This window comes from Fulvimarina fulva, assembly GCF_039652615.1.
Classification (GTDB): Bacteria; Pseudomonadota; Alphaproteobacteria; order Rhizobiales; family Rhizobiaceae; genus Fulvimarina.
The window spans coordinates 138,513-162,466 of the sequence record NZ_JBDJAC010000009.1; the positions used below are offsets into that span (position 1 = coordinate 138,513).

Consider the following 23,954-nt stretch of genomic DNA (forward strand, 5'->3'; position numbering starts at 1 on the left):
TCGGTAACCAGCTGCAGGAGGCCGCCATGGGCCGACCGAAGGAACTGACGGAAGAACAGCGCGCCGAACTGCGCGCCAAGGGGTTTGTACCCGTCGAAATCTGGGTGCCCGATTGGGACAATCCGGAATTTCAGCAGCGCATGAAGCGCGAGATGGAGATGATCGCCAAGTCCGACGCCGAAGATCAGACAATCGGTGAATGGACCAGACAGGTCAGCGGCAAGCTCTGGGACGACATCGAGCCGTGAAGAGAGGCGATATCGTCACCGTTTCGACGAAGGGACTGGCGGCCAACCCAAGGCCGGGTGTCATCGTCCAGGCAAGCCATCTGATCCGTGACGATCATCCCGTTCTCGTCTGCCCGTTGACCAGGCATCTGGTCGAGGGTTCACTCATATGTCCGACGATACAGCCCACGCCGGCCGACGGCCTACGCAGCCCATCCCAGGTCATGGTCGATCGCCTGTCTGTAACGATGCCGAATACGATCGGTGAAATCATCGGCGACCTCGACGACGCGGACATGCGGTCGGTCGACCTCGCGCCGCTGACGATCATGAGCCTCGGACAGGTGCTGATGAAAACACCAAAGACAGGAGACACACCATGAGCCTCGTCATCAAAGGCGGCACGATCGTCACCGCCGATCTCACCTACAAGGCCGATATCCTCGTTGATGGCGGCAAAATCGTCGAAATCGGCGAGAACCTTGACGGCGACGAGGCGATGGATGCCTCCGGCGCCTACGTCATGCCGGGCGGGATCGATCCGCACACCCATATGGAAATGCCCTTCATGGGCACGTTCTCCTCCGACGATTTCGATTCCGGCACTGCGGCCGCGCTCGCCGGCGGCACGACCATGACCGTCGATTTCTGCCTGCCGGGGCCGAACGAAAGCCCGCTCGAGGCGCTCCAGACCTGGTTCCAGAAGGCCGGGCCCGCCCGCTCGGACTATGGGTTCCACATGGGCGTCACCTGGTGGGGCGAGAAATTCTTCGACGATATGCCGAAGGTGGTCGAGGCCGGCATCAACACCTTCAAGCACTTCATGGCTTATAAGGGCGCCTTGATGGTGAACGACGACGAGATGTTCGCCTCGTTCAACCGCTGCGCCGAAATCGGCGCGATGCCGCTGGTCCACGCCGAGAACGGCGACGTGGTCGCCTTCCTTCAGCAGAAGCTGATGGAAGAGGGCAATAACGGCCCCGAAGCCCATGCCTATTCCCGCCCGCCCGAAGTGGAGGGCGAGGCCGTGAACCGCGCAATCATGATCGCCGATCAGGCCGGCGTGCCGCTCTATGTGGTCCACACCTCCTGCGAACAGGCCCATGAGGCGATCCGCCGGGCCCGGCAAAAGGGCATGCGGGTCTATGGCGAGCCGCTGATCCAGCATCTGGTTCTGGACGACACCGAGTACTCCCATCCCGATTGGGATCACGCCGCACGGCGTGTGATGAGCCCGCCTTTCCGCAACAAGCAGCATCAGGATTCGCTCTGGGCGGGCCTCGCGAGCGGCTCGCTTCAAGTCGTCGCGACCGATCACTGCGCCTTCACCACCGAGCAAAAGCGCATGGGCCTTGGCGATTTCACCAAGATCCCGAACGGCACCGGCGGGCTGGAGGATCGGCTCGCCGTTCTCTGGACCAAGGGCGTCGTCACCGGCCGGCTGACCATGAACGAGTTCGTCGCGGTCACCTCCACGAATATCGCGAAGATCCTCAACATCTACCCCCGAAAGGGCGCGATCCTGAAGGGCGCGGATGCCGATCTCGTCATCCTCGATCCGGCCGCGACGAAGACGATCTCCGCCAGGACCCAGAAATCGGCGATCGATTACAACGTCTTCGAAGGCGTCGAGGTGACCGGCCTTCCGGTCATCACCATCTCGCGGGGCAAGGTGGCTTACAAAGAGGGAGACGTGCGCGCCGAGAAGGGCGACGGCCGCTTCGTCGAGCGCCCTGCCAACGCACCGGTCAACAAGGCGCTCTCCACCTGGAAGGAACTCACCGCCCCACGAAAGGTGGAGCGGACGGGCATTCCGATGAGCGGGGTTTGAGGTTAAACTGAATCGAATGGAAATCGTTCAAAAGATACTTGAATGGTCATCCGGTCTTGCATTCGTTCCGAAGGTGCTGCTTTCATCTATTATTGGCTTGGTAGCTTTCTTTCTACTATCTGTCTTGTGGTCGTCGTCCCTTGGAATGCAGCGTCCAGATAACAATCGTCCAAAATCCGGCGCGGTAAATCTGCCGCCATACGCATTTTCATATAACGTTCTCGATTTGAGAGCCGAAAGTGGCGTGAAGATTTTAGATGAGCGTCAAGAGGGTAGGCGGATGGGTCAGTTACCAGATGGCGTATATGGGTTTTCGCCGCCTTGGATGCTCAACACGGACCCAGAGGGTGTTGTTGGGGGAACTGGAATAGAAAAAATAGCGCTTTCGGCTGAACGCGGTGGCACAGCAGTAATGGAGGTGCATAAATCGGCCGGGGGCAATTTTTTCATTATCGCTTACTGTTCTCGTGATTTTGCTACTGTACTGGAAGATCCGTCTCGTAAAGAAAAAATCAGCATTGTTTTGTATTTTTTTCGGACAGAATTCGCCGACATCGCAATTCGAATTCCCTTGGACAGAATTGTTGACTGGTCGTCTCGACGAAGTGGTTCTTCTTCAGTCGTGGATAGTGTGTTGATATGAATCAAGTCATTGAAATATCTAAAGTTGACCTCATCTTCGAGACCGCCGATGCCCCGGTCCACGCCCTTAAGGACATCGACCTCGACATCCATGCCGGGGAATTCGTTTCTCTGATCGGCCCGTCCGGCTGCGGCAAGACCACGCTGCTCCGCGTCATAGCCGATCTCGAAACCCCGACCGGCGGATCGATCACCGTCAACGGCATGAGCCCGGAAGCGGCGCGCAAGGCGCGGGCCTATGGCTATGTCTTTCAGGCAGCGGCGCTTTTTCCCTGGCGCACGATCGAAAAGAATGTCGGCCTGCCGCTGGAGATCATGGGGATCGACAGGTCTGAGCGGGACCGCCGCGTGCGTGAGAATCTCGCGCTTGTGGACCTCAAGGATTTCGGCAGAAAGTTCCCCTGGCAACTCTCGGGCGGCATGCAGCAGCGCGCCTCGATCGCCCGCGCGCTCGCCGTCGAGCCGGACATGCTGTTGATGGACGAGCCCTTCGGCGCGCTGGACGAGATCGTCCGCGACCATCTGAACGAACAGCTGTTGAAGCTGTGGGCGCGCACAAAGAAGACCATCGTCTTCGTCACCCATTCGATTCCGGAAGCCGTGTTTCTGTCGACCCGCATCGTCGTGATGAGCCCGCGACCGGGGCGCATTCACGAGATCATCGACTGCGATCTTGGCGAGGATCGCCCGCTCGACATCCGCGAGAGCCCGGAATTCTTGAAGATCGCCCACCGCGTACGCGACGGGCTGAGGGCGGGCCATGCCTATGATTGAGCGGTTCGAGACGGAGCACCGCCCATGAGGCTCGGCGCGTTTATCACGGTCCTGCGGCTGAGGCTGCTGCCGATCCTGACCGTCCTCGCCGGCATCGTGGCGCTCTGGTATCTCGGGGCGATCTGGCTGAACGCGCCTTTCGCCTATGATATGGCCGCCCGCGCCGACACCGAGCTTTCCTTCGGGGCGATGGTGGCCGACACGATGAGCCAGAAGCGCCCGGTCCTGCCCGCGCCCCATCAGGTCAAGGCGGAAATGTGGAAGACCATCGTCGACACCGCGCCCACCTCCAAGCGCAGCCTCCTCTACCACGCGTCGATCACGCTCTCCTCCACCCTCCTCGGCTTCCTCATGGGCACCGCGCTCGGCGTCGCGCTGGCGGTGGGCATCGTCCACTCCAAGGTGCTCGACAAGAGCCTGATGCCGTGGATCATCACCTCCCAGACGATCCCGATCCTCGCCATCGCGCCGATGATCATCGTCATCTTCGCGACGCAAGGGATCACCGGCCTCCTGCCGAAGTCGTTCATTTCCATGTATCTGGCCTTCTTTCCCGTCGCGGTCGGCATGGTGGCCGGGCTGAGATCGCCGGACGGCATGCATCTCGACCTCATGCGCACCTACAACGCATCGGGCCCGCAGACGCTGGCCAAGCTCCGGTGGCCGGCCGCAATGCCCTATCTCTTCGCCTCCATGAAAGTTGCCGTTGCCATCGCCCTTGTCGGCGCGATCGTCGGCGAACTGCCCACCGGCGCGGTTTCAGGCCTCGGCGCGCGGCTTCTGGCGGGCTCCTATTACGGCCAGACCGTGCAGATCTGGAGCGCCCTGATGACAGCCGCGATTCTGGCCGCGATCCTCGTGATGCTGATCGATTTCGCCGGCCGCGTCGTAAACCGTCGGATGGGAGTGCAGGCGTGAGTGGGTCGACCATCCTTTATGTCGCGATCGCTGTCTGGGCGCTCACATTCGCGGCCAATCTCCGCCTTGCGCGCCTGCGCACCGGCAACACCTTCAGCCAGCGCGCGATCGATCTGACGATCCCGATCTTCTTCGGCATCGGGCTGCTGGTTCTCTGGGAAGGGATCACACGCGGTCTCGGCGTACCACAGGTCATCCTGCCGCCGCCCTCCATGATCTGGGACCGGATCACCGGTTCGGTCCCGACGCTTTGGGCCGACTTTCAGCAGACCTATCTGAAGGCCGTTCTCGCGGGCTACGCCATCGGCTGCGGCTCGGGCTTTCTCGCTGCCATCCTCATCGATCGCTCGCCGTTCCTGAGAGCCGGCATGCTGCCCGTCGGCAATCTCGTCTCGGCCCTGCCAATCATCGGAGTCGCCCCGATCATGGTCATGTGGTTCGGCTTCGACTGGCCCTCCAAGGCGGCGGTGGTCGTCATCATGACCTTCTTTCCCATGATGGTGAACACGCTCGCGGGGCTTTCGGCGGCAAACCGGATGGAACGGGACCTGATGGCGACCTACGCCTCGTCCTACTGGCAAAGCCTGCGCTATCTGCGCCTGCCCGCCGCCATGCCCTTCATCTTCAACGCGCTCAAGATCAACTCGACGCTAGCCCTCATCGGTGCCATCGTCGCGGAGTTCTTCGGCACGCCCATCGTCGGCATGGGCTTTCGCATCTCCACGGAGGTCGGGCGCATGAATGTCGACATGGTCTGGGCGGAGATCTTCGTCGCCGCTCTGGCCGGTTCGATCTCCTACGGCCTTCTCGCGCTCGCCGAGCGGGCCGTCACCTTCTGGCATCCCTCCAACCGCCGCAGGGCATGACACCTCTTTTTCGCTTCACGTAACCTCAACAAGGAAACCGCCATGAATCTGAAGACCCTGATGGGCCTCACCGTCGCCACAGTGCTGACGCTCGGCGCCGGCACCGCCGCCGCGATCGCCCAGGAGATGGACGATGTCACCCTGCAGCTGAAATGGGTGACCCAGGCTCAGTTCGCCGGCTATTACGTGGCTGAAGACAAGGGCTTCTACGAGGATGCTGGCCTCAACGTCACCATCAAGCCCGGCGGGCCGGACATCGCGCCGCCCCAGGTGCTGGCCGGCGGCGGGGCCGACGTGATCGTCGACTGGATGCCGTCAGCCCTTGCCAGCCGCGAAAAGGGCGTACCGCTCGTCAACATCGCCCAGCCCTTCAAGCGCTCCGGCATGCAGCTCACCTGCCTGAAGGAAACGGGCATCGAAAGCCCGGAAGATTTCAAGGGGCGCACGCTCGGCGTCTGGTTCTTCGGCAACGAGTATCCGTTCCTGTCCTGGATGTCGAAGCTCGATATCCCCACCAATGGCGGCGAGAACGGTGTCGAGGTGCTGAAGCAGGGCTTCAACGTCGATCCGCTGATCCAGAAGCAGGCCGACTGCATCTCCACCATGACCTATAACGAATACTGGCAGGTGATCGACGCCGGCTATACGCCCGAGGATCTCGTCGTCTTCAACTATACCGATCAGGGCGTCGCGACGCTGGAGGATGGCCTCTACGTGAACGAAGCCGATCTGGAAGATCCCGCGAAGGTCGACATCTATGCGCGCTTCGTCGCCGCCTCGATGAAAGGCTGGGATTATGCCCGCGAGCACCCGCAGGAAGCCGCCGAGATCGTTCTCGAAAACGATGCCACCGGTGCCCAGACCGAAGAGCATCAAGTCCGCATGATGGAAGAAATCAACAAGCTCACGGAAGGCTCCGACGGCACCCTCGACGTCTCCGCGGCGCAAGCGACGGTCGACACGCTGATGTCCGGTGGCTCGGACCCGGTCATCACGAAGAAGCCGGAAGGCGCCTGGACCGACGTGGTCACGAACAAGGCCAAAGAGATGAGCAAGTCGCAGCAGTAAGCGCGCGCGGTATTACCTCTTCGCCAAGGCTCATGCCGGCGGACCTTCGAAACCATCGGCTTCGGGGGATCGGCGGCATCACATCCGAGGGAGACGGGCAGCCTCCAATTCGGCCCGTCTCCCGCTTCTCTCACTCGACAAAGCTTGGACTTTGCGCTTTCCTCCAGAACATATCCTGACACGCGGACCATGGCCGCCAAAGACGGCAAACCCCTCAAGAACAAGGAAGAATTATATGCGTCTTACCTGGATTGCGGCGGCTGCCGCTGCGCTTATTGCCACGCAGGTTCAGGCAGCCGAGGTCAAACCCGCCATCGTCTACGATCTCGGCGGCAAGTTCGACAAATCCTTCAACGAGGCGGCCTATAACGGCGCCGAGCGCTACGAGAAGGAAACCGGCACCGAGTATCGCGATTTCGAGGTCCAGTCGGACTCCCAGCGCGAACAGGCCCTTCGAAACTTCGCGCGCAAGGGCTTCGATCCGGTGATCGGCATCGGTTTCTCGCAGGCCCAGTCGATCGAAAAGGTCGCCGAAGAATATCCCGACACCCATTTCGTGATCGTCGATGCCGTCGTCGACAAGCCGAATGTCCGATCGATCCTCTTCAAGGAAGAACAGGGGTCCTATCTCGTCGGCATGCTCGCGGCCATGGCGTCGGAAACCGACAAGATCGGCTTCGTCGGCGGCATGGACATCCCGCTCATCCGCAAGTTCGCTTGCGGCTATGTGGAGGGCGCGAAGGCCGTCAATCCCGACATCACGGTCTATGAGAACATGACCGGCACGACCGGCGCTGCCTGGAACGATCCGGTGCGCGGCGGCGAGCTTGCCAAATCCCAGTTCGATCAGGGCGCGGACGTCGTCTATCACGCGGCGGGTGGCACCGGCCTCGGCGTTCTTCAGGCGGCGGCGGATGCCGGCAAGCTCGGCATCGGCGTCGATTCCAACCAGAACATGACCCATCCGGGCTCGGTCCTCACCTCCATGGTCAAGCGCGTCGACAATGCGGTCTACGATACGATCGAGGATGTCGCGAACGGCGAATGGACGGCGGGCGTCGAAGAACTCGGTTTGAAGCAGGACGGTGTCGCCTGGGCGCTCGACGAGAACAATCGGGAACTCATCACCGAAGAGATGGAGACCCGCGTCGGCGACGCACGCGAGAAGATCATCGCGGGCGAGATCGAGGTCCACGATTACATGTCCGACGATTCCTGCCCCGCGAAATCGTAAGGGCGACGCACTGGTGAACAACATGCAACGCTCGGCCCATTCGGGTGCGGCGTCGGGGACGGTGGTGGGTGATCCGCCGCCGGCCATCGAGCTGATCGGCATCGACAAGAGCTTCGGCCCGGTTCGTGCCAATCGGAACATCCACCTCAAGGTTGATAAGGGCACGATCCACGGCATCGTCGGTGAAAACGGAGCCGGCAAGTCGACCCTGATGTCGATCCTATACGGCTTCTATCAGGCCGACGGCGGAGACATCCTGGTCGATGGGCGGACGGTGGATATTCGCTCGTCGGACGATGCGATCGCCGCCGGTATCGGCATGGTGTTCCAGCACTTCATGCTGGTCGAGACCTTTACCGTGCTCGAAAACGTCATGCTCGGTGTCGAGGGCGGCGCCCGGCTGAAAGGCGGCGTCGCGAAGGTCCGGGCGGAGCTTCAGCGGCTCGAACGGGACTTCGCGCTGGAGGTCGATCCCGACGCCGTCGTCGGGGACCTGCCGGTCGGGCTGCAACAGCGCGTCGAGATCCTGAAGGCGCTCTATCGCGGTGCCGAGACCCTGATCCTCGACGAGCCGACCGGCGTTCTGACGCCGGCAGAGGCCGATCATCTCTTCCGCATTCTTGCCCAGCTTCGCGACGAGGGCCGGACGGTCATCCTGATCACCCACAAGCTGCGCGAAATCATGGAAGCGACCGATGCCGTCTCGGTGATGCGCAAGGGCGAGATCGTCGCGACAATGAAGACCTCCGAGACCTCGCCGGCCGAGCTCGCCGAGGAGATGGTGGGCCGCAGGGTTCTTCTGCGTGTCGACAAGGAGCCGGCGAAACCCGGTCGCCCTCTTCTGGAGGCGCGCGGCCTATCACTGACCGACAAGCGCGGCGTGAAACTGCTTCAGGATGCGAGCTTTTCGATCAAGGCCGGCGAAATCGTGGGCGTTGCGGGCGTCGCCGGCAACGGCCAGTCGGAACTTCTGGAGGTTCTCTCCGGCATGCGCACGGCCACCGGCGGCACGCTTCATATCGACGGAGAGCCCGTCGATCTCGCCATTCCCGCTGACGCCGCCGCCCGTCGCAAGCTGGGCCTTGCCCATGTACCGGAAGATCGCCATCGCGCCGGCCTCGTCACCGCCTTTTCGGCGGACGAAAACGCCATTCTCGGCTATCATCGCGATAGCAGCTATAGCAGCGGACTTCTTCTCGACCGCGCGGCGATCCGCAAGCAAGCCGAAGCCTATGTCGAGCAATACGATGTCCGACCGCCAGATCCGAGCCTGAAGGCCGCGAACTTTTCCGGCGGCAACCAGCAGAAGATCGTGCTTGCCCGCGAGATGGAGCGCGCACCGAAGATCCTCCTTGTCGGCCAGCCGACCCGGGGCGTCGACATCGGCGCCATCGAATTCATTCACGCCCGTCTCATCGAAATGCGCGACGCGGGTTGCGCCATTCTCCTCGTCTCGGTCGAGCTCGACGAGATCCGCGGGCTCTCCGATCGCATTCTCGTGATGTGCGGGGGGCGAATCGTCGGCGAACGCGGCCCCGAGGCGAGCGAGGGCGAACTCGGCCTCCTGATGACAGGCATGAGTGCCGAGGAGAGCGCATAATGGCGAATATCGCGGCAAAGCGCGGCGGATCGGGCAAGCTGCCGGGCTGGATCGACTATGGGGTCATTCCGCTTCTGAACGTGGCGGCGGCCTTTCTCGTCTCCGGCCTTGTCGTTCTCCTCATCGGGGAGAACCCGCTCGAAGCCGTCGGCTATCTCCTCTACGGCGCGCTCGGCTATGGCGAGGGGATCGGCTTCACCCTGTTCTATGCCACCAATTTCATGCTGACAGGTCTTGCCGTCGCCGTCGCCTTCCATGCCGGCCTCTTCAATATCGGCGGCGAGGGTCAGGCCTATCTGGGCGGGCTCGGCTGTGCGCTCGCAGCCCTTATGCTGGACCAGTACGTCCCCTGGTGGGTGACGTTTCCGGTCGCGCTGGTCCTGTCTGCGGCCTTCGGCGCGGCCTGGGCTCTCATCCCCGGCTGGCTTGCGGCCAAGCGGGGCAGCCACATCGTCATCACGACGATCATGTTCAATTTCATCGCAGCGAGCTTCATGGTCTGGCTGCTGGTGGAAGTTCTCTCGCCGGCCGGCTCCATGCAACCGGAAACGCGAACCTTCGGGCCCGGCGGCTCGCTGCCGAAGCTCGACGGGCTGTTCTCGCTGATCGGGATCGACATCGGCTCCTCGCCGCTCAATCTCTCCTTCATCGTTGCGCTTCTCGCCTGTGTCTTCGTTTATGTCCTGATCTGGCGCACCAAACTCGGCTACGAAATCCGCACCCTCGGATACAGCCCGACGGCAGCGCTCTATGCCGGCATCTCCCCGGTCCGCATCACCGTGATCGCCATGATGATTTCCGGCGCGCTCGCCGGGCTGATGGCGCTCAATCCGGTGCTTGGCGACCAGCAGCGCCTGCAGATCGATTTCGTCGGCGGGGCCGGCTTCGTGGGGATCGCCGTCGCGCTGATGGGCCGGGCCCATCCGGTCGGCATCGTGCTCGCCTCGATCCTGTTTGGCATGCTCTATCAGGGCGGTGCGGAGCTTGCCTTCGACATGCCCTCGATCAGCCGCGACATGATCGTCGTCATTCAGGGCCTCGTCATTCTCTTCGCCGGCGCGCTGGAGCACATGTTCCGGCCGGGCCTGACACGCGGCTGGTTGCTGATCTCCGGGCCACGAGAGGCCGGAACCGGCGCAGAACCGATGGAGGCCGGACGCTGATGAGCTTCGACGCCCTGATCCTTCTCCTCGATTCCACGGTCCGGCTGTCGGTTCCGTTGATCCTTGCGGCCCTCGGCGGCCTGTTTTCCGAGCGGGCCGGCGTCTTCGACATCGGCCTCGAAGGCAAGATGCTGATCGCCGCCTTCGCGGCGGCCTCCGTCGGCGCGGTCTATGGCTCGGCATGGCTGGCGCTTGGCGCGGGTATCGTCGCTTCGATTGCGCTGTCCCTCGTCCACGGCTTTGCCTCGATCACCCAGCGCGGCAATCAGATCGTCTCCGGTGTCGCGATCAACTTCCTCGCGGCAGGGCTGACGGCGTTCCTCGGCTTTGCGTGGTTTTCGCGCGGTGGCCAGACCCCGCCGCTACCGGCGAGCGGACGCTTCACTTCTCTCACCCTGCCCTTCGCCGATGCGGTGAGAGGCGTGCCGATCATAGGACCGATCTACGCAACGCTCATCTCAGGCCACAACCTGATCGTCTACATCGCTTTCCTCGCGATCCCGCTGACGGCGTGGATCATCTACAAGACGCGCTTCGGCCTGCGGCTCAGGGCCGTCGGCGAGAACCCGGCGGCGGTCGATACGGCGGGCATCTCCGTCGCCTGGCTGCGCTACCGGGCGGTCATCATCTGCGGCGTCTTCTGCGGGCTCGCCGGGGCCTATCTTTCGATCGCGCAGTCGGCCGGCTTCGTCCGGGACATGACGGCGGGCAAGGGCTTCATCGCGCTCGCCGCCCTCATCTTCGCCAAATGGAAACCGTGGCCGCTTCTCGGCGCCTGCCTCCTCTTCGGCCTTCTCGATGCGAGCGCGATCCGGCTTCAGGGCGTTTCCCTGCCGCTGATTGGCGAAGTTCCTGTGCAGTTCATGCAGGCGCTTCCCTATATTCTCGTCGTCGTGCTTCTCGCCGGCTTCATCGGCAAGGCCATCCCGCCCCGGGCCGGCGGCGTTCCCTACGTCAAGGAACGCTGAGCGTGATGGCAAGCGCAACGGACACCATCCGCAGCCACACCGATCTCGAGCCGAAAATCGCCCTTGTCCTCGGATCAGGGCTCGGCGGCCTCGTCGGTCTGATCGAGGAGCCTGTCACGATCGGCTATCAGGAGCTTGACGGCTTTCCGGTCTCAGCCGTTTCCGGCCATCAGGGCGCGCTCGTCCTTGGCCGCCTCTCGGAAACGCCCGTCGCGGTGATGGCGGGACGCTCCCACTATTACGAACACGGCCGGGCCGATGTCATGCGCCGGCCGCTGGAAACCCTCGCGGGTCTCGGCGTCGAAACCCTCATCCTCACCAATTCGGCAGGAAGCCTGATGCCGGACGCGGGGCCGGGCTCGGTCATGATGATCGAGGATCATCTCAATCTTGCCGGCACGAATCCGTTGTTCGGCGAACCGAGTGATCGCCGCTTCGTCGGCATGACGACCGCATATGATCTATCCCTGCGGGAGCGCGCCCGCTTGATCGCGAGCAAACAGGGCATCACCCTTCATGCCGGCGTCTACGCCTGGTTTTCGGGCCCGAGCTTTGAAACGCCGGCAGAAATCCGCATGGCCCGGACGCTGGGGGCCGATGCCGTGGGCATGTCGACGGTGCCGGAAGTGATCCTGGCGCGGTTTTTCGGGCTGCGCGTTGCCGCCTTCTCCGTCGTCACCAATATGGGTGCCGGGATCAGTGGCGATGAACTCAGTCACGAAGAAACAAAGACCATGGCCCCGCAAGGCGGTGCTGTGCTCTCGCGTCTTCTGGCGGAACTGATCGCCGGCCTCTGATCCGCGTCCCATGCGGCGGAGATGCACCCCTGAAATCTGATATCGCAACGCGATCGGACGGATTTTCCGTGACCCTTTGGAGGAAACCGATGAACGACACGCTCAGGGCCCTTGCCTGCCTCGACCTGACGAATCTGGAGGACGACTGCACTGAGGCCGATATCGCCCTCCTCTGCGAGCGTGCGGTCACGCCCCACGGCGCGGTCGCGGCCGTCTGCATCTGGCCGCGGTTTGTTGCGCAGGCCGTGGAAGCACTTGGCGGCACGCCCGTGCGGATCGCGACGGTCGTGAACTTTCCGGGCGGCGACAAACCGCTCGATGAGATGATCGCTGAGACGAAGAGCGCCATCGACGACGGCGCGCACGAGATCGACCTCGTCATTCCCTATCGCCGTCTTGCCGAGGATGCCGGCATGGTCGCAGCCTATGTTTCAGACGTCAGGCGGGCAGCCACCGGCGTGACGCTCAAAACGATCATCGAGACCGGCGAACTGAAGGACGAGGCCGCGATCCGGCTCGCAAGCGAGGTCTGTCTTGCGGCCGGCGCGGATTTCCTGAAGACCTCGACCGGCAAGGTGCCCGTCAATGCGAAACCGGAAGCGGCGCGCCTGATGCTGGAGACGATCCACGATCATGGCGCAGGGGCCGGCTTCAAGGCAGCCGGCGGCATCCGCACGCCTGCGATCGCGGCGGCCTATCTTGCCCTCGCGGACGAGATCATGGGGAAGGAATGGGCAAGCCCGAAGACATTCCGCTTCGGTGCGTCCGGCCTTCTCGACGCTCTGCTCGCGGAGCTTGAAGGAAACGAGGCACCAACCGGCACGGGTTACTGACCGGTGGCCGACATCCTACCCCAGGAGATCATCCGGAAGATCCGCGACGGAGAACCGTCAGCGCAGGGCGAGATCGCCGCTTTCGTCGCCGGCATGACCGATGGCAGCATCAGCGAGGCGCAGGCCGCCGCCTTTGCCATGGCGGTGTTCTTCCGCGGGCTCGATACGGATGCCACCGTCGCCCTCACCCAGGCCATGCGCGACTCCGGACGAGTGCTCGACTGGCCGGACGACGACCGGCCGGTCCTCGACAAGCATTCGACCGGGGGTATCGGCGACAATGTCTCGCTGATCCTCGCTCCGATCCTCGCCGCCTGTGGCGCGCGGGTGCCGATGATCTCCGGGCGCGGCCTCGGTCATACAGGCGGCACGCTCGACAAGCTGGACGCCATACCTGGCTATCAAACCGCGCCCCATCTCGACGCCATGAAACGCGCAGTCGACGAGACGGGGCTCGCCATCGTTGCCTCGACGGCAGATCTCGCCCCCGCAGACAAGCGGCTCTACGGCATCCGCGACGTGACCGCGACGGTCGACAGCGTTCCGCTCATCGTCGCCTCCATCCTGTCGAAGAAGCTTGCGGCAGGCACCGATGCACTCGTTCTCGACGTGAAGACCGGGTCCGGCGCGTTCATGGAGAGCCTTCCCGACGCGCTCGACCTCGCCCAGACGCTCGTTTCGGTCGCTAACGGTGCCGGACTGAAGACGACCGCCCTCATCACCGACATGAACGAACCGCTCGCGTCGGCGGCAGGGAACGCCGTGGAGGTGTCGAATGCGATCGCGTTTCTGACAGCCGGGCACCGGGACGCCCGGCTCGAAGCGGTGACGCTGGCGCTCGCAGCAGAGCTCCTTCAGCTCGCGAACCTGGCGGCCAGCGAAAACGAAGGTTTCACACTGGCGAGGAATGCCCTCGAAACTGGGAAAGCCGCCGAGCGCTTCGGCCATATGATCAGCGCTCTCGGCGGGCCTGCCGATTGTCTCGAACATCCCGGTCGGCATCTCGCGAACGCACAGGTCACGCGCCCCGTGTTTCCCGAAGAAAGCGGCCATATTGGCGCAATCGACACGCGCATGATCGGCCTTGCAGTGATCTCCCTCGGCGGCGGTCGCCGCCAGCCATCGGATGTCATCGACCATTCCGTTGGCTTCACGGGTCTTTCCCGGATCGGAGAAACGGTCGGCCCGAACCAGCCGATCGCGACCGTCCATGCTCGCAGTGCGGATGCGGCGGAACACGCGGCGAAGACATTGCGCTCCGCCTACCGGATCACGGCTGAAAACCGCTCGCCCGGCCCTGTCATCCATCATCGTATCGATCAAAGCGGCCAAGTCCATGATGCTGACGAACAGGCAGACGACAGGTGAGGCTAACACGCCTCCTGATCGTATGCTTGTGCGTCGAACGCCAAGGGTGACGCAGCTTCTTCAAGCAAGGCTCGATGTCGAGATCCGTACGATCGCCTGTGAGGGCATGGCATCGCAAGAGTGCCTTTTGCGCTTGCAGAGCCGCGGGATCGCCGCCTAAAGATCCATCTGAATGGAAGACGTCTCTCTTCGGTTCGACGCGTAGTCCTGCGCTGAAGGATCTGACGACGAACATTCTTGCGCAAACCGATGCCTTGCTTCGCCTCACTTCGCTCGCTCACCTGCCGTGAATGTTCGAGCCGGCCTCTCAAATCCCACGAATAAAGCTGCGAAAAACTCGGATATGAGCACCTACACCCTCACAGTCGCCTGCCCTTCCACAAGGGGTATCGTCGCGGCGATCTCGACCCATCTGGCAAAACGCGGATGCAACATCATCGATTCCGCGCAATACGACGATCTCGGCACCGGTCGCTTCTTCATGCGGGTCGCGTTCATCTCGGAGGAAAAGCGCGACCTCGACGAGATCCGGGAAGGCTTCGACGATCTCGCAGCGCCCTTCGCCATGACATACACCTTCCACGACGCGCGCGATCGCATGAAGGTGCTCCTCATGGTGTCGCGCTTCGGCCATTGCCTCAACGATATTCTCTACCGCTGGCGGATCGGCGCTCTGCCGATCGACATCGTCGGCGTCGTCTCGAACCACCTCGACTACCAGAAGCTCGTCGTGAACCACGACCTTCCCTTCCACCACGCCCCCGTCACGAAGGACAACAAGGCGAAGGCGGAAGAGCGCATCATGGAGATCGTGCAGGGTACGGGCACGGAACTCATCGTTCTTGCGCGCTACATGCAGGTCCTGTCGGATGAGATGTGCCAGAAAATGTCCGGCCGCATCATCAATATCCACCATTCCTTCCTGCCGAGCTTCAAAGGCGCGAACCCGTACAAGCAGGCATATGAGCGCGGCGTGAAGCTGATCGGCGCGACAGCGCACTATGTCACCGCCGATCTCGACGAAGGCCCGATCATCGAGCAGGACGTCGCCCGGGTCACCCATGCGCAATCGGCAGCCGACTATGTTTCGATCGGGCGGGACGTTGAGGCGCAGGTGCTTTCGCGCGCCATCCACGCCCATATCCTCCACCGGGTCTTCCTGAACGGATCGAGCACGGTGGTCTTTCCTGCGTCCCCCGGCAGCTACGCCTCGGAACGGCTGGGCTGACGGTCCGGGAATGCGGCGGCATTCTCGGAGACACGCATCGCCCTTTGCCCGTTATAGTGGCCGCACCTCTGCCAGACCTGCCTCGTCGTCCGGCGTCGCGCCATCGTCCGGCTCCTTCAGGCGGAAAACGGCGAGATAGAGCGCCGGTATGAAGAGCAGCGTGATCAGGGTTCCGGCGATGATGCCGCCCATCATCGCGTAGGCCATCGGTCCCCAGAAGACCTCGCGCGAGATCGGGATGAGGGCGAGAGAGGCCGCTGCGGCCGTCAGGACGATCGGCCGGGCGCGCATCTCGCTCGCCTCGAAGACGGCGCGCCACGGATGCATGCCTTCCTCCCGAAGAACGTCGATCTGATGCACGAGAATGATCGAGTTGCGGATCAGGATTCCGACAAGGGCGAGGACGCCGAGAATGGCAACGAAGCCGAGCGGCGCGCCTGAAGGCACGAGAGCCGCGACCACACCGATGAGCCCGAGCGGAGCGGCGCACAGGACGATGAACATCGCCCGGAAGCTCTGCATCTGAACCATGATCAGCGTCAGCATGACGACGAGCATGATCGGCACGACGGCCGCGATCGGTCCCTGGCTCTCGGCCGAGGACTCCACCGCACCACCGACCGCGATATTCGTGTCGATTGGCAGGCTTTTTTCGAATTCGGCGATCTGAGGGGCGAGGTCGGCGACGATCGTTGCCGGCTGGGTGGGGCCGAGAATCGCGCCGCTGACCGTGATCGTGGGAATGCGCGAGCGCGAATAGAGGATCGGGTCTTCCCAATCGTAACCATAGGTCACGAGGCTCGCGAGGGGAATTGCGGCGCCTTGAGCATTGGTGAGCTGAAGGTTCTCGATCGCCTCGATGGAATCGCGATCCGACTTGCGACCGCGCGCGACCACATCGACGAGATAGATATCGTCGCGGATCTGGGTGATCGTCTCACCGTCGAGAATGAGGTTGAGACTTCCCGCGATCTGCTGGGAACTGATGCCGAGCTGGCGCGCCTTGTCCTGAAGGATCTGAACTTTCAGGACACGCGCCGGCTCGTTCCACTCAAGAACGATGGAATGCAGGCGCGGATCGCTCGCCATGATCGCCGCGACCTCGCGGGCCTTGGCGCGCACGACGGCAAGGTCAGGCCCTCCGATCCGGTATTGCACGGGCCGGCCGACCGGTGGGCCAAGTTCGAGATTCTTCACATAGACGTCGATACCGACGAGATGCTCGCGGGCGAAGGCGTTGATCTTTTCGCGAACCCGTTCGCGCGCCTCCAGATCCTTGTTGACGATGACGATCTGGCCGAAGAACGGATTATCGGGCTGCACGTCATAGGCGAGGATGAAGCGTACGGCCGAGCGGCCCACATAGGAGCTGAAATGGTCGATGTCCTCCTCGCCCTTCAGCATCACCTCCAGCTCGTCCATTCGCGCCTTGGTCTCCGCGATCGTCGAATTGTGGCGCAGGGTGAAATCGACCACGAGCTCAGGGCGATCGGAGGTCGGGAAGAACTGCTGCTGAACGAAGCGCATCGAATAGATCGAGCCGGCAAAGAGCAGGACCGTGACGAGGATCGTCACCCAGCGAAACCGCATCGCGCCCTTCAGCAGCCGACTGAAGGCCCGGCGGGCAAAGCCCGGCTTGGCGTCATGACGGTGCATGGTCCTGGGCAGCAGCATGACGCCGATCAGCGGCGTGAAGAGCACCGCCACGATCCAGGACAGAAGCAGCGCGAGCGCAATCACCACGAAGAGCGAGAACGTGTACTCGCCGGCATTGGAATTGTTGAAGCCGATCGGCAGGAAGCCGGCGACGGTCACCAGCGTGCCCGACAGCATGGGGAAGGCGATGGATGTCCAGGCAAAGCTCGCCGCCTTCTCGCGGCTCTCACCCATTTCGAGCCGTGAAACCATGGTCTCGATGGCGATCATGGCATCGTCGACCAGAAGGCCGAGAGCGATGATGAGAGCACCCAGCGAGATGCGCTGGAGCGCCAGTCCGTAGAACTCCATGCCGACGAAGGTGAGCGCGAGCACCAGCGGGATCGACAGGGTGACGACGAAGCCCGCCCGGACGCCGAGCGAGATGAAGCTGACGGCGAGAACGATCACCACCGCCTCGAACAGGGCCTGGGTAAAGCCACCGACCGATTCCTCCACGACGGCCGACTGATCGGCGACGAGATGGACATCGATGCCGACCGGAAGTTCGGAAATGATCGTGTTCATCTCCGCTTTCAGCGCCTCGCCGAAGTCGACGATATTGCCGCCCTTCCGCAAACCGATGGCAAGGCCGATCGCCGGCTCGCCCTCGTAGCGGAACAGCGTTTCGGGCGGGTCCTCATAGCCGCGGCTGATGGTGGCGATATCGCTGAGGCGGAAGAAGCGATCGTTGACGCGGAGATTGACCTCGCGCAGGCTTTCCTCCGACTGGTACTGGCCGGAAACCCGAACGAAGATCCGCTCGGGGCCCGACTGGATCACGCCGGAGGGGGCGATGGCATTCTGCGCCTGAAGCGTCGAGATCACCTGCTGCGGGTCGATACCGAGGCTGGCGATGCGTCGCAGAGAGAATTCGAGATAGATCTTCTCGTCCTGGGCCCCCACCAACTCCACCTTGCCGGAATCGGGCAGTTGCAGGATGCGGGTGCGAACCGCCTCGACCGTGTCGCGCAGCTGGCGCTGGGTAAAGCCGTCGGCGGTAAAGGCGTAGATATTGCCGAAGACGTCGCCAAATTCGTCGTTAAAGGCAAAACCCTGGAATTCCGATGGGAAGGTGGAGCGAATGTCCGCCATCATGTGGCGCACCTTCGTCCAGATTCCGGGGATCGTCTCGGCCCGCGTGGTGGGCAAAAGATTGACGAAGACGACCGAGCGACCGGGTGTCGTGATCGAGCGCGTGTAATCGAGACTGTTCAGCTCCTGCAGCTTCTTCTCGATGCGGTCGGTCACCTGTTCGGCCATCTCCGTCACCGTCGCGCCGGGCATCGCGCCGGAGACGACCATCGTCTTGATGGTGAAGGGCGGGTCCTCCTCACGGCCAAGCCCCAGATAGGCAAGCGTGCCGGCGACCACGGCAATGATCATCAGGAACCAGACAAAGGAACGGTGATGCAGCGCCCAGTCCGAGAGATTGAAACCCTTCACGCTGCGCTCCCGCTCGTCTTGTCCCGGCCGGTCTCGGCTTCGGCCTCCTCGTTCTGACCCTTCTCGCCGATCCCCTCCTGAAGGGAGATGGCCTGACCGTCCTTCAGGCTGCCGACGCCCGCCGTGACCACCCGCTCGCCGGCCGAAAGACCGCTCATGACCGTCACTTGGTCGTTGCGGGTGGGTTCGATCGTCACCGTCCGGCTTTTCACCTCGGACGCGGCCTCGTCGACGACCCAGACCTTCGTTTCCCCACCGGCCTCGAACAGCGCGGTCCTTGGAATGCGGATCGGCGTCGCGTCGCCCTCGACGGCAGGTATCGCGTTGATCAGAGCGCCGATCCGAAAGGCCTGAGGCGGATTGTCGAGCGCGATCCGAACCCGGTTCGTGCGGGTGAGCGAGTCGGCCTGCGGCGAGATTTCCCGGACCCGGCCGTCGACCTCGACCGAGGGGTCGATCTGGAGGAGGACGCGAAAGGCCTGGTGATGCTTGAATTTCGCGATATCGGAGGCGGGAACGTCGACAACCGCCTCGCGCTCGTCGGTGCGCGCCAGCGTCATCACGCTCTCTCCCGCAGAGACGACATCGCCGACAGCGGCGGAGCGCGCCGTCACGACCCCGTCGAACGGTGCCTTGAGGACCGCGAAGGTCAGGGCGTTCTCGGCCTTGTCGAGCTGGGCTTCCGCGTCCTTCAACTCGGCCTCTGCGACGCTGCGGCTCTGGCGCGCAACGTCGAGGTCGGATTGGGACAGCGTGTTACCCGAAAAGAGCGTCTGGGCACGCTGCTCGCTTTCGCGGGCGGTTCTCTCCTGGATGCGCGCATTGGCAAGCTGCGCCCTGGCCGAGCGCACATTGGCGGCAAGCGTCTCCGCGTCGATCGCCGCGAGCGTCTCGCCCTTCTTGACCAGATCGCCGACATCCACTTCGCGCGAGACGATCCGGCCAAGCGTGCGGAACGCCAGCGCCGTCTCGTAGCGCGGCTCGATCGTACCGCTATAGCCGAGCATCTCCAGAGGAGCCGGTTCCGCGACGATGCTCATCACGGGGCGCGGCGCCTTTTGAACCGGTGCCGCACTTTCATCCTCGGACTGGTTGCAGGCCGAAAGTGCAAGGAGGACGCTCAAAAATAGGCTATTCAGACAAGCACGCGCCTTCATGATGCGTCGTCCTTTCCGCCAGCGGCGGCGTCGATCGGCTCGTCCGGCTTGACGAGCTTCGGGACCTCGCCGGGCCGGACCAGCTGCGAGCCGGCCGTCAGCACCTTGTCGCCGGCGGCAAGCCCGCTTTTCACCAGGACGATGCCGCTGCGATAAGAGCCGACGGTGATCGGGGTCAGTTGCGCAGCGCCGGTCTTGGCATCGACCACCCAGACCGCCGGGCTGTCATTGGCGGTCATCAGGGCTGACCAGGGGATGATGATCGCATCCTTGATGATCTCGCCCGTGCCTGTACCGATGACCGCCGCGCCGAGGGTCATTTCGGGCGGGGTGTTTTCCAGCCCGACCTTGACCTTCACCGTGCCGGTCGTGGTGTCGATCAGCGGCGAGATCTCGCGAACCGTGCCGCGCGTCTTCACGCTGGGATTGTTGAGGAGTTCGACGATGATCTCGGGTGCCTTGTCATGATGGATGAGAAGCTGTTCCTGAATATCGAAGATCGCATCGCGCGGCCCGTTTTCGGCAAAGCCGAAAGCGGTCTGGGCGGCGCTGACGACCTGTCCCGGATCGATGCTGCGGCTCGTGATCACCCCGTCGGCGTCGGCTCTGAGAACGGTATCCTGCAGATCGGTATTTGCCGTTTGGAGATTGGCATTCGCGGTGTCGACGCCGCTGGTTGCCGCGGACAGCGCCTTTTCCGCGTCGTCATAATTGGCACGCGTGGTAAACCCCTTGGCGAGAAGTTCCTTCTGGCGCTGGAAGGCGGCTGTGGCCTGCGTCGCCTGCGCCTTGGCGGAGGCGACGGCCGCCTCGGCCGCCGAAACGTCGGCCTTCTGCTGGGTGGGATCGAGCCGCGCGAGAACGTCGCCGGTCTTCACCGCCTCGCCCACATCGACTTCGACATCGGTCACGCGGCCGCTCGTCTGGAAGGAATAGGTCGCGGTGTGCCGCGCAACGATTTCTCCGGTGAGCGTCGTCGTCTGGCTCACCGTTTCAGGTTCGGCGGTGACGAAACCGATCGGCTCGGGCGGGCGTTCCTCGGCAGCGTCCGGCGTGCAAGCCGAAAGCCAGAAAGCTGAAAAGGCGATTGCCATCAACCGGATCGATCCGGCAGCCCGATCAGTTCGTTCGCTCATCGCCATCATCGCAGATTGCTTTTTTGTGAAGTTGCTTTATCATAAAGCTAAAAGAAGAACGGGAATTCGTCAATGGCGAATGGCAGCGGCGCTCGCGACGAGGACGAGGCGGCACGGGTCGGGTCGCGAACCGCTTGCGGCGGCGGCGCGCATGGAAGCGCCGCGTCGATGGAGATGGCGCGTCTCTTCAAGCGGGTCATGCGGATCGCCGTGGAGCTCGACAAGGAACTTGCCCAGCGCCACGATCTCGCGCTGACGGATCTTGCCTGCCTCGGGTTTCTGGAAAGCAGCGAGGCCCCGGTCACCGGCCGGATGATCGCCGACCATGTCGGGCTCTCGACCGGGGCGACCACCGCGCTTCTTGACCGGCTGGAACGGTCGAGCCTCATCGAGCGACGACCGAACCCCGCCGACCGGCGCGGGATCGTGATCACTCTGATTTCGGAAAACTCGGACCCGATCCTCAACGACCACCGCCATATCCGCGATCGGTTGCAGGCTACCTTCGAGAATCTGACGGAGGGAGAAGCGCGAACCGTGAGCAAATTCCTGAAGACGCTGGTGGACGAATTCGAGGCCTTGTAGGCGGGAAAAGCCGGCCGGGACCCGTGCCGGTCTTTCCGCTCTGGAGCTGTCTCGCCACGACGCGTTGCAGGACAAGAACTCGGATCTGAACACGAGACCATGAAACCCGATTTCGGAATCGGGCTTAATGCTATCGCCCATTGTTTTCGCGTCGGAGTTTCCGAAAACCGGCATCCGCTTTTCGGTCCGTTACGACACCGCCATAGCGCGACTTCGAGCGCCTCCCGACGGCCGCGGATCGGGATGCTCCGCCACGGCCGACCGATAACGTTGACGAAACCAATAGCTGCCGCATCGGCGAAGCGGGCATGGGCACGAGAAAAATCGCGGCCATAACGCTCGGACAAGGCTTCTCCCAGCCGCAGAACCGGTACCTTGAAATGGGTCATCCGGCTTGCAGACCCGACCATCGATAACCCTCAGACGAAAAGACCCGGCGCTCCGTCGCGCCGGGCCTTTTATGCGGGTGTTCCGATCGAAGTCAGACGATGATTATTCGGCTTTGGCGATGCGGCCGTCCGTATAGGGCTCGTAAGCCGAATTGTCCTTCTGCAGGTACTCGGTCAGGACATCGGCCAGGAGCGGCCCGAAATCATAGGCCTCGCTTCCCTTCTCCTCGAAGACCGAATAGCCGTCACCGCCCGTGCGCATGTAGTTGTTGGAGACCACGAGATAGGTTGCGTCCGGATCGTACGGCGTAAAACCGCCCTTCCCGTCGGCGATCTCGATCGACGTGATCCGGTCTTCGCCGGCCGTTCCGTGCGGTGACCAGGTGATGCGCATTCCCGCGATCTGCGGGAAGCGTCCCCCGCCCTCCTCGACCTGGCTGACGCCGTTTTCCAGCGCAGCCTTGAGATCTGAGCCCTTCAGCTTGAAGGTGGACAGCGTATTGCCGAAGGGCAGGACGGTCAGAATCTCGCCAAGGGTCACGTCGCCCTCGTCGAACGAGGCACGCAGACCGCCGCCATTGGTGATCGCCAGCTGGACGCCCTGATCGGCGACACGGTCGAGCATGGCGTCGGCGACGAGATTGCCCATCTGGCATTCGCCGGCCCGGCAGGTGTCGCGCCCGCCATCGATAGGGCCGCCGGTCTTGCCGATGACCTTCTTCTGAATCTCCTCCAGCGGCTTGGCGAGTTCGGCAATTCGGGCCTTCAGGGCCTCATCCTCGGGGATCGACGCATCGAGAAGAATCGGAGCGCCTTCCGCCTTCAACACATTGCCGTCGTCGCCGAAGGTGACGACCAATTCGCCGAGATATTTGCCATAGGCATAGGCCTGGACGATCGGAACATCGATGCCGTCCGGATTCTTGACGACGGTCGGATAGGGCCCCGAGGCCTTATCGTCGGTGTTGGACAGAAGCGTATGGGAATGGCCACCAACGATGACATCGATGCCGGGAACGTTCCCGGCAATCCGCTTGTCCACCTCGTAGCCGGAATGGGAAAGAAGGATGATCGTGTCGATCCCCTCGCCTTCGAGGCGGGCCACCTCGGTCTTCAGCGCCTCGACCGGATCGGAAAAGGTCACGCCTTCGCCCGGGCTCGCTAGTTGATCATTGTCGCTCGGTGTCACTCCAACGAGTGCGATTTTCTTGCCCGCCTTCTTGATGATGGCCGAGGGCTCGATGACATCCGCGAGCGCCGGTTCGTTGGAGACGTCGGCATTTGCCATCACGACGGGAAAATCCACCGCGGCAATGAAGTCGCGCAAGACCTCCGGCCCGTCGTCGAACTCGTGATTGCCGACGACCATCGCCTCGTAGCCGAGAGCGTTCATCATCTCGGCTGTGGCCTTGCCCTTGTACTGGTTGTAGAAGAGCGTGCCCTGAAACTGGTCGCCGCCATCGACGAGGATCGGATTCGTCGCCCGGTCCTTTGCGGTGTTGATCGCCGTCAGCATCCGCGCCGCGCCACCGAAACAGGCGTTTTCCGCAGCATCCTCCTCACCGCAGGCCGCATCATACTTGTTGATCGGCTGAATGTGGCTGTGGACATCATTGGTGTGCAGGATGGTGAGGACGGTTTCGGCGGACGCCGGAATGGCGGCCGAGAGGAGAAAGGCAGCTGCGAAGGGAGCGAGGCGACGCATGAATTCCTCGTATTGAAGATCGGAAAAAGCGAGAACCGGCCGACACCGCATGCGAACGCCGCGACACCGGCGGTTCGGATCATAACCAACCGCCGGAATGTAGCAATGAGCAAAGGAAATGGCTGTGTGCCGACGGGCGGTGCATGTGCCGTCCAGATTTGCGAGAGCGCGCTTTCCCGATAGCACCTCAACGGGATACGACGTTAGCGTCCGAGTACGTGGTGTAATTTCTCCGGCGCTGCCGGTGTGATCTTGGGTGGCCATCGAGGTGTATGATCGAGGTGGAGTTTGGCGACTTCAACCGAGAACCATACGGAGACCCCG

General features: G+C 62.8%; 21 protein-coding genes. 17 read left to right on the forward strand and 4 right to left on the reverse strand.

Annotated features, from left to right (window positions below):
- Nucleotides 1–26: 26 nt before the first annotated feature.
- The 16 genes from ABDX79_RS13840 to purU all read left to right on the forward strand — a co-directional run bounded on the left by ABDX79_RS13840 (nucleotide 27) and on the right by purU (nucleotide 15,517).
- On the forward strand, nucleotides 27–248 hold the full coding sequence (locus ABDX79_RS13840; RefSeq protein WP_346220889.1) for an antitoxin MazE-like protein: 222 nt from the start codon (nucleotides 27–29) through the stop codon (nucleotides 246–248).
- A complete protein-coding gene (locus ABDX79_RS13845; RefSeq protein ID WP_346220890.1) occupies nucleotides 245–610 on the forward strand; it encodes a type II toxin-antitoxin system PemK/MazF family toxin in 366 nt (121 codons plus the stop codon). Before ABDX79_RS13840 ends, ABDX79_RS13845 begins: the two co-directional genes overlap by 4 nt.
- Entirely contained in the window at nucleotides 607–2,058 is a 1,452-nt protein-coding gene (hydA, locus tag ABDX79_RS13850; protein WP_346220891.1) for a dihydropyrimidinase, read from the forward strand. Before ABDX79_RS13845 ends, hydA begins: the two co-directional genes overlap by 4 nt.
- 16 nt (nucleotides 2,059–2,074) lie before the next feature.
- Nucleotides 2,075–2,701 carry a hypothetical protein gene (locus ABDX79_RS13855; protein ID WP_346220892.1) on the forward strand — a complete coding sequence of 209 codons (627 nt, stop codon included), beginning with the start codon at nucleotides 2,075–2,077 and terminating at the stop codon, nucleotides 2,699–2,701.
- Nucleotides 2,698–3,474, forward strand: coding sequence for an ABC transporter ATP-binding protein (locus ABDX79_RS13860; protein ID WP_346220893.1), 777 nt, complete (start codon nucleotides 2,698–2,700; stop codon nucleotides 3,472–3,474). Before ABDX79_RS13855 ends, ABDX79_RS13860 begins: the two co-directional genes overlap by 4 nt.
- Nucleotides 3,475–3,498: 24 nt before the next feature.
- Nucleotides 3,499–4,392, forward strand: a complete 894-nt coding sequence (locus ABDX79_RS13865) for an ABC transporter permease (protein ID WP_346220894.1) — start codon at nucleotides 3,499–3,501, stop codon at nucleotides 4,390–4,392.
- Nucleotides 4,389–5,258: an ABC transporter permease gene (locus ABDX79_RS13870; RefSeq protein ID WP_346220895.1), complete on the forward strand. Its 870-nt coding sequence runs from the start codon at nucleotides 4,389–4,391 to the stop codon at nucleotides 5,256–5,258. The genes ABDX79_RS13865 and ABDX79_RS13870 overlap by 4 nt, the downstream gene beginning before the upstream one ends.
- 42 nt (nucleotides 5,259–5,300) lie before the next feature.
- Complete coding sequence (locus ABDX79_RS13875; protein ID WP_346220896.1) at nucleotides 5,301–6,326, forward strand: ABC transporter substrate-binding protein; 1,026 nt, start codon at nucleotides 5,301–5,303, stop codon at nucleotides 6,324–6,326.
- Nucleotides 6,327–6,561: 235 nt separating this feature from the next.
- Entirely contained in the window at nucleotides 6,562–7,560 is a 999-nt protein-coding gene (locus ABDX79_RS13880; protein WP_346220897.1) for a BMP family lipoprotein, read from the forward strand.
- 22 nt (nucleotides 7,561–7,582) lie between these two features.
- Nucleotides 7,583–9,160 carry an ABC transporter ATP-binding protein gene (locus ABDX79_RS13885; protein ID WP_346220914.1) on the forward strand — a complete coding sequence of 526 codons (1,578 nt, stop codon included), beginning with the start codon at nucleotides 7,583–7,585 and terminating at the stop codon, nucleotides 9,158–9,160.
- The gene (locus tag ABDX79_RS13890; RefSeq protein ID WP_346220898.1) at nucleotides 9,160–10,323 is read left to right on the forward strand and encodes an ABC transporter permease; all 1,164 of its coding nucleotides are present in this window, start codon (nucleotides 9,160–9,162) and stop codon (nucleotides 10,321–10,323) included. Before ABDX79_RS13885 ends, ABDX79_RS13890 begins: the two co-directional genes overlap by 1 nt.
- On the forward strand, nucleotides 10,323–11,291 hold the full coding sequence (locus tag ABDX79_RS13895; RefSeq protein WP_346220899.1) for an ABC transporter permease: 969 nt from the start codon (nucleotides 10,323–10,325) through the stop codon (nucleotides 11,289–11,291). Before ABDX79_RS13890 ends, ABDX79_RS13895 begins: the two co-directional genes overlap by 1 nt.
- Before the next feature lie 5 nt (nucleotides 11,292–11,296).
- Nucleotides 11,297–12,088, forward strand: a complete 792-nt coding sequence (locus ABDX79_RS13900; RefSeq protein WP_346220900.1) for a purine-nucleoside phosphorylase — start codon at nucleotides 11,297–11,299, stop codon at nucleotides 12,086–12,088.
- A gap of 89 nt (nucleotides 12,089–12,177) precedes the next feature.
- Nucleotides 12,178–12,921: a deoxyribose-phosphate aldolase gene (gene deoC / locus ABDX79_RS13905; protein ID WP_346220901.1), complete on the forward strand. Its 744-nt coding sequence runs from the start codon at nucleotides 12,178–12,180 to the stop codon at nucleotides 12,919–12,921.
- Between the two features lie 12 nt (nucleotides 12,922–12,933).
- Nucleotides 12,934–14,289, forward strand: a complete 1,356-nt coding sequence (gene deoA / locus ABDX79_RS13910) for a thymidine phosphorylase (RefSeq protein ID WP_346220915.1) — start codon at nucleotides 12,934–12,936, stop codon at nucleotides 14,287–14,289.
- 343 nt (nucleotides 14,290–14,632) lie between these two features.
- Entirely contained in the window at nucleotides 14,633–15,517 is an 885-nt protein-coding gene (gene purU, locus ABDX79_RS13915) for a formyltetrahydrofolate deformylase (protein WP_346220902.1), read from the forward strand.
- Between the two features lie 51 nt (nucleotides 15,518–15,568).
- On the opposite strand, the gene ABDX79_RS13920 is transcribed toward purU, so the two are convergent.
- Genes ABDX79_RS13920 through ABDX79_RS13930 form a run of 3 tightly spaced genes read right to left on the reverse strand, consistent with a single transcriptional unit; the run spans nucleotide 15,569 to nucleotide 20,951 of the window.
- Complete coding sequence (locus ABDX79_RS13920) at nucleotides 15,569–18,658, reverse strand: efflux RND transporter permease subunit (protein WP_346220903.1); 3,090 nt, start codon at nucleotides 18,656–18,658, stop codon at nucleotides 15,569–15,571.
- Nucleotides 18,655–19,782 (reverse strand): efflux RND transporter periplasmic adaptor subunit, encoded by a 1,128-nt coding sequence (locus ABDX79_RS13925; protein ID WP_346220904.1) that lies wholly within the window; start codon nucleotides 19,780–19,782, stop codon nucleotides 18,655–18,657. Before ABDX79_RS13925 ends, ABDX79_RS13920 begins: the two co-directional genes overlap by 4 nt.
- A 29-nt stretch (nucleotides 19,783–19,811) precedes the next feature.
- Nucleotides 19,812–20,951, reverse strand: a complete 1,140-nt coding sequence (locus ABDX79_RS13930; protein WP_346220905.1) for an efflux RND transporter periplasmic adaptor subunit — start codon at nucleotides 20,949–20,951, stop codon at nucleotides 19,812–19,814.
- Between the two features lie 72 nt (nucleotides 20,952–21,023).
- Between ABDX79_RS13930 and ABDX79_RS13935 the strand changes: the two genes are divergently transcribed.
- On the forward strand, nucleotides 21,024–21,536 hold the full coding sequence (locus ABDX79_RS13935; protein ID WP_346220906.1) for a MarR family winged helix-turn-helix transcriptional regulator: 513 nt from the start codon (nucleotides 21,024–21,026) through the stop codon (nucleotides 21,534–21,536).
- A 492-nt stretch (nucleotides 21,537–22,028) separates the two neighbouring features.
- Here ABDX79_RS13935 and ABDX79_RS13940 read toward each other — a convergent pair whose 3' ends face one another.
- Entirely contained in the window at nucleotides 22,029–23,630 is a 1,602-nt protein-coding gene (locus ABDX79_RS13940; protein WP_346220907.1) for a bifunctional metallophosphatase/5'-nucleotidase, read from the reverse strand.
- Nucleotides 23,631–23,954 lie beyond the last annotated feature (324 nt).

What these genes read in the sequence shown, in the direction of transcription:
- ABDX79_RS13890 (WP_346220898.1), top strand. Translation starts at nt 9,160, where the DNA reads ATGGCGAATATCGCGGCAAAGCGCGGCGGATCGGGCAAGCTGCCGGGC.
- ABDX79_RS13885 (WP_346220914.1), top strand. Translation starts at nt 7,583, where the DNA reads ATGCAACGCTCGGCCCATTCGGGTGCGGCGTCGGGGACGGTGGTGGGT.
- ABDX79_RS13865 (WP_346220894.1), top strand. Translation starts at nt 3,499, where the DNA reads ATGAGGCTCGGCGCGTTTATCACGGTCCTGCGGCTGAGGCTGCTGCCG.
- ABDX79_RS13840 (WP_346220889.1), top strand. Translation starts at nt 27, where the DNA reads ATGGGCCGACCGAAGGAACTGACGGAAGAACAGCGCGCCGAACTGCGC.
- ABDX79_RS13940 (WP_346220907.1), bottom strand. Translation starts at nt 23,630, where the DNA reads ATGCGTCGCCTCGCTCCCTTCGCAGCTGCCTTTCTCCTCTCGGCCGCC.
- ABDX79_RS13855 (WP_346220892.1), top strand. Translation starts at nt 2,075, where the DNA reads ATGGAAATCGTTCAAAAGATACTTGAATGGTCATCCGGTCTTGCATTC.
- purU (WP_346220902.1), top strand. Translation starts at nt 14,633, where the DNA reads ATGAGCACCTACACCCTCACAGTCGCCTGCCCTTCCACAAGGGGTATC.
- ABDX79_RS13875 (WP_346220896.1), top strand. Translation starts at nt 5,301, where the DNA reads ATGAATCTGAAGACCCTGATGGGCCTCACCGTCGCCACAGTGCTGACG.
- ABDX79_RS13880 (WP_346220897.1), top strand. Translation starts at nt 6,562, where the DNA reads ATGCGTCTTACCTGGATTGCGGCGGCTGCCGCTGCGCTTATTGCCACG.
- ABDX79_RS13900 (WP_346220900.1), top strand. Translation starts at nt 11,297, where the DNA reads ATGGCAAGCGCAACGGACACCATCCGCAGCCACACCGATCTCGAGCCG.
- deoC (WP_346220901.1), top strand. Translation starts at nt 12,178, where the DNA reads ATGAACGACACGCTCAGGGCCCTTGCCTGCCTCGACCTGACGAATCTG.
- ABDX79_RS13860 (WP_346220893.1), top strand. Translation starts at nt 2,698, where the DNA reads ATGAATCAAGTCATTGAAATATCTAAAGTTGACCTCATCTTCGAGACC.
- ABDX79_RS13895 (WP_346220899.1), top strand. Translation starts at nt 10,323, where the DNA reads ATGAGCTTCGACGCCCTGATCCTTCTCCTCGATTCCACGGTCCGGCTG.
- hydA (WP_346220891.1), top strand. Translation starts at nt 607, where the DNA reads ATGAGCCTCGTCATCAAAGGCGGCACGATCGTCACCGCCGATCTCACC.
- ABDX79_RS13930 (WP_346220905.1), bottom strand. Translation starts at nt 20,951, where the DNA reads ATGAGCGAACGAACTGATCGGGCTGCCGGATCGATCCGGTTGATGGCA.
- ABDX79_RS13935 (WP_346220906.1), top strand. Translation starts at nt 21,024, where the DNA reads ATGGCGAATGGCAGCGGCGCTCGCGACGAGGACGAGGCGGCACGGGTC.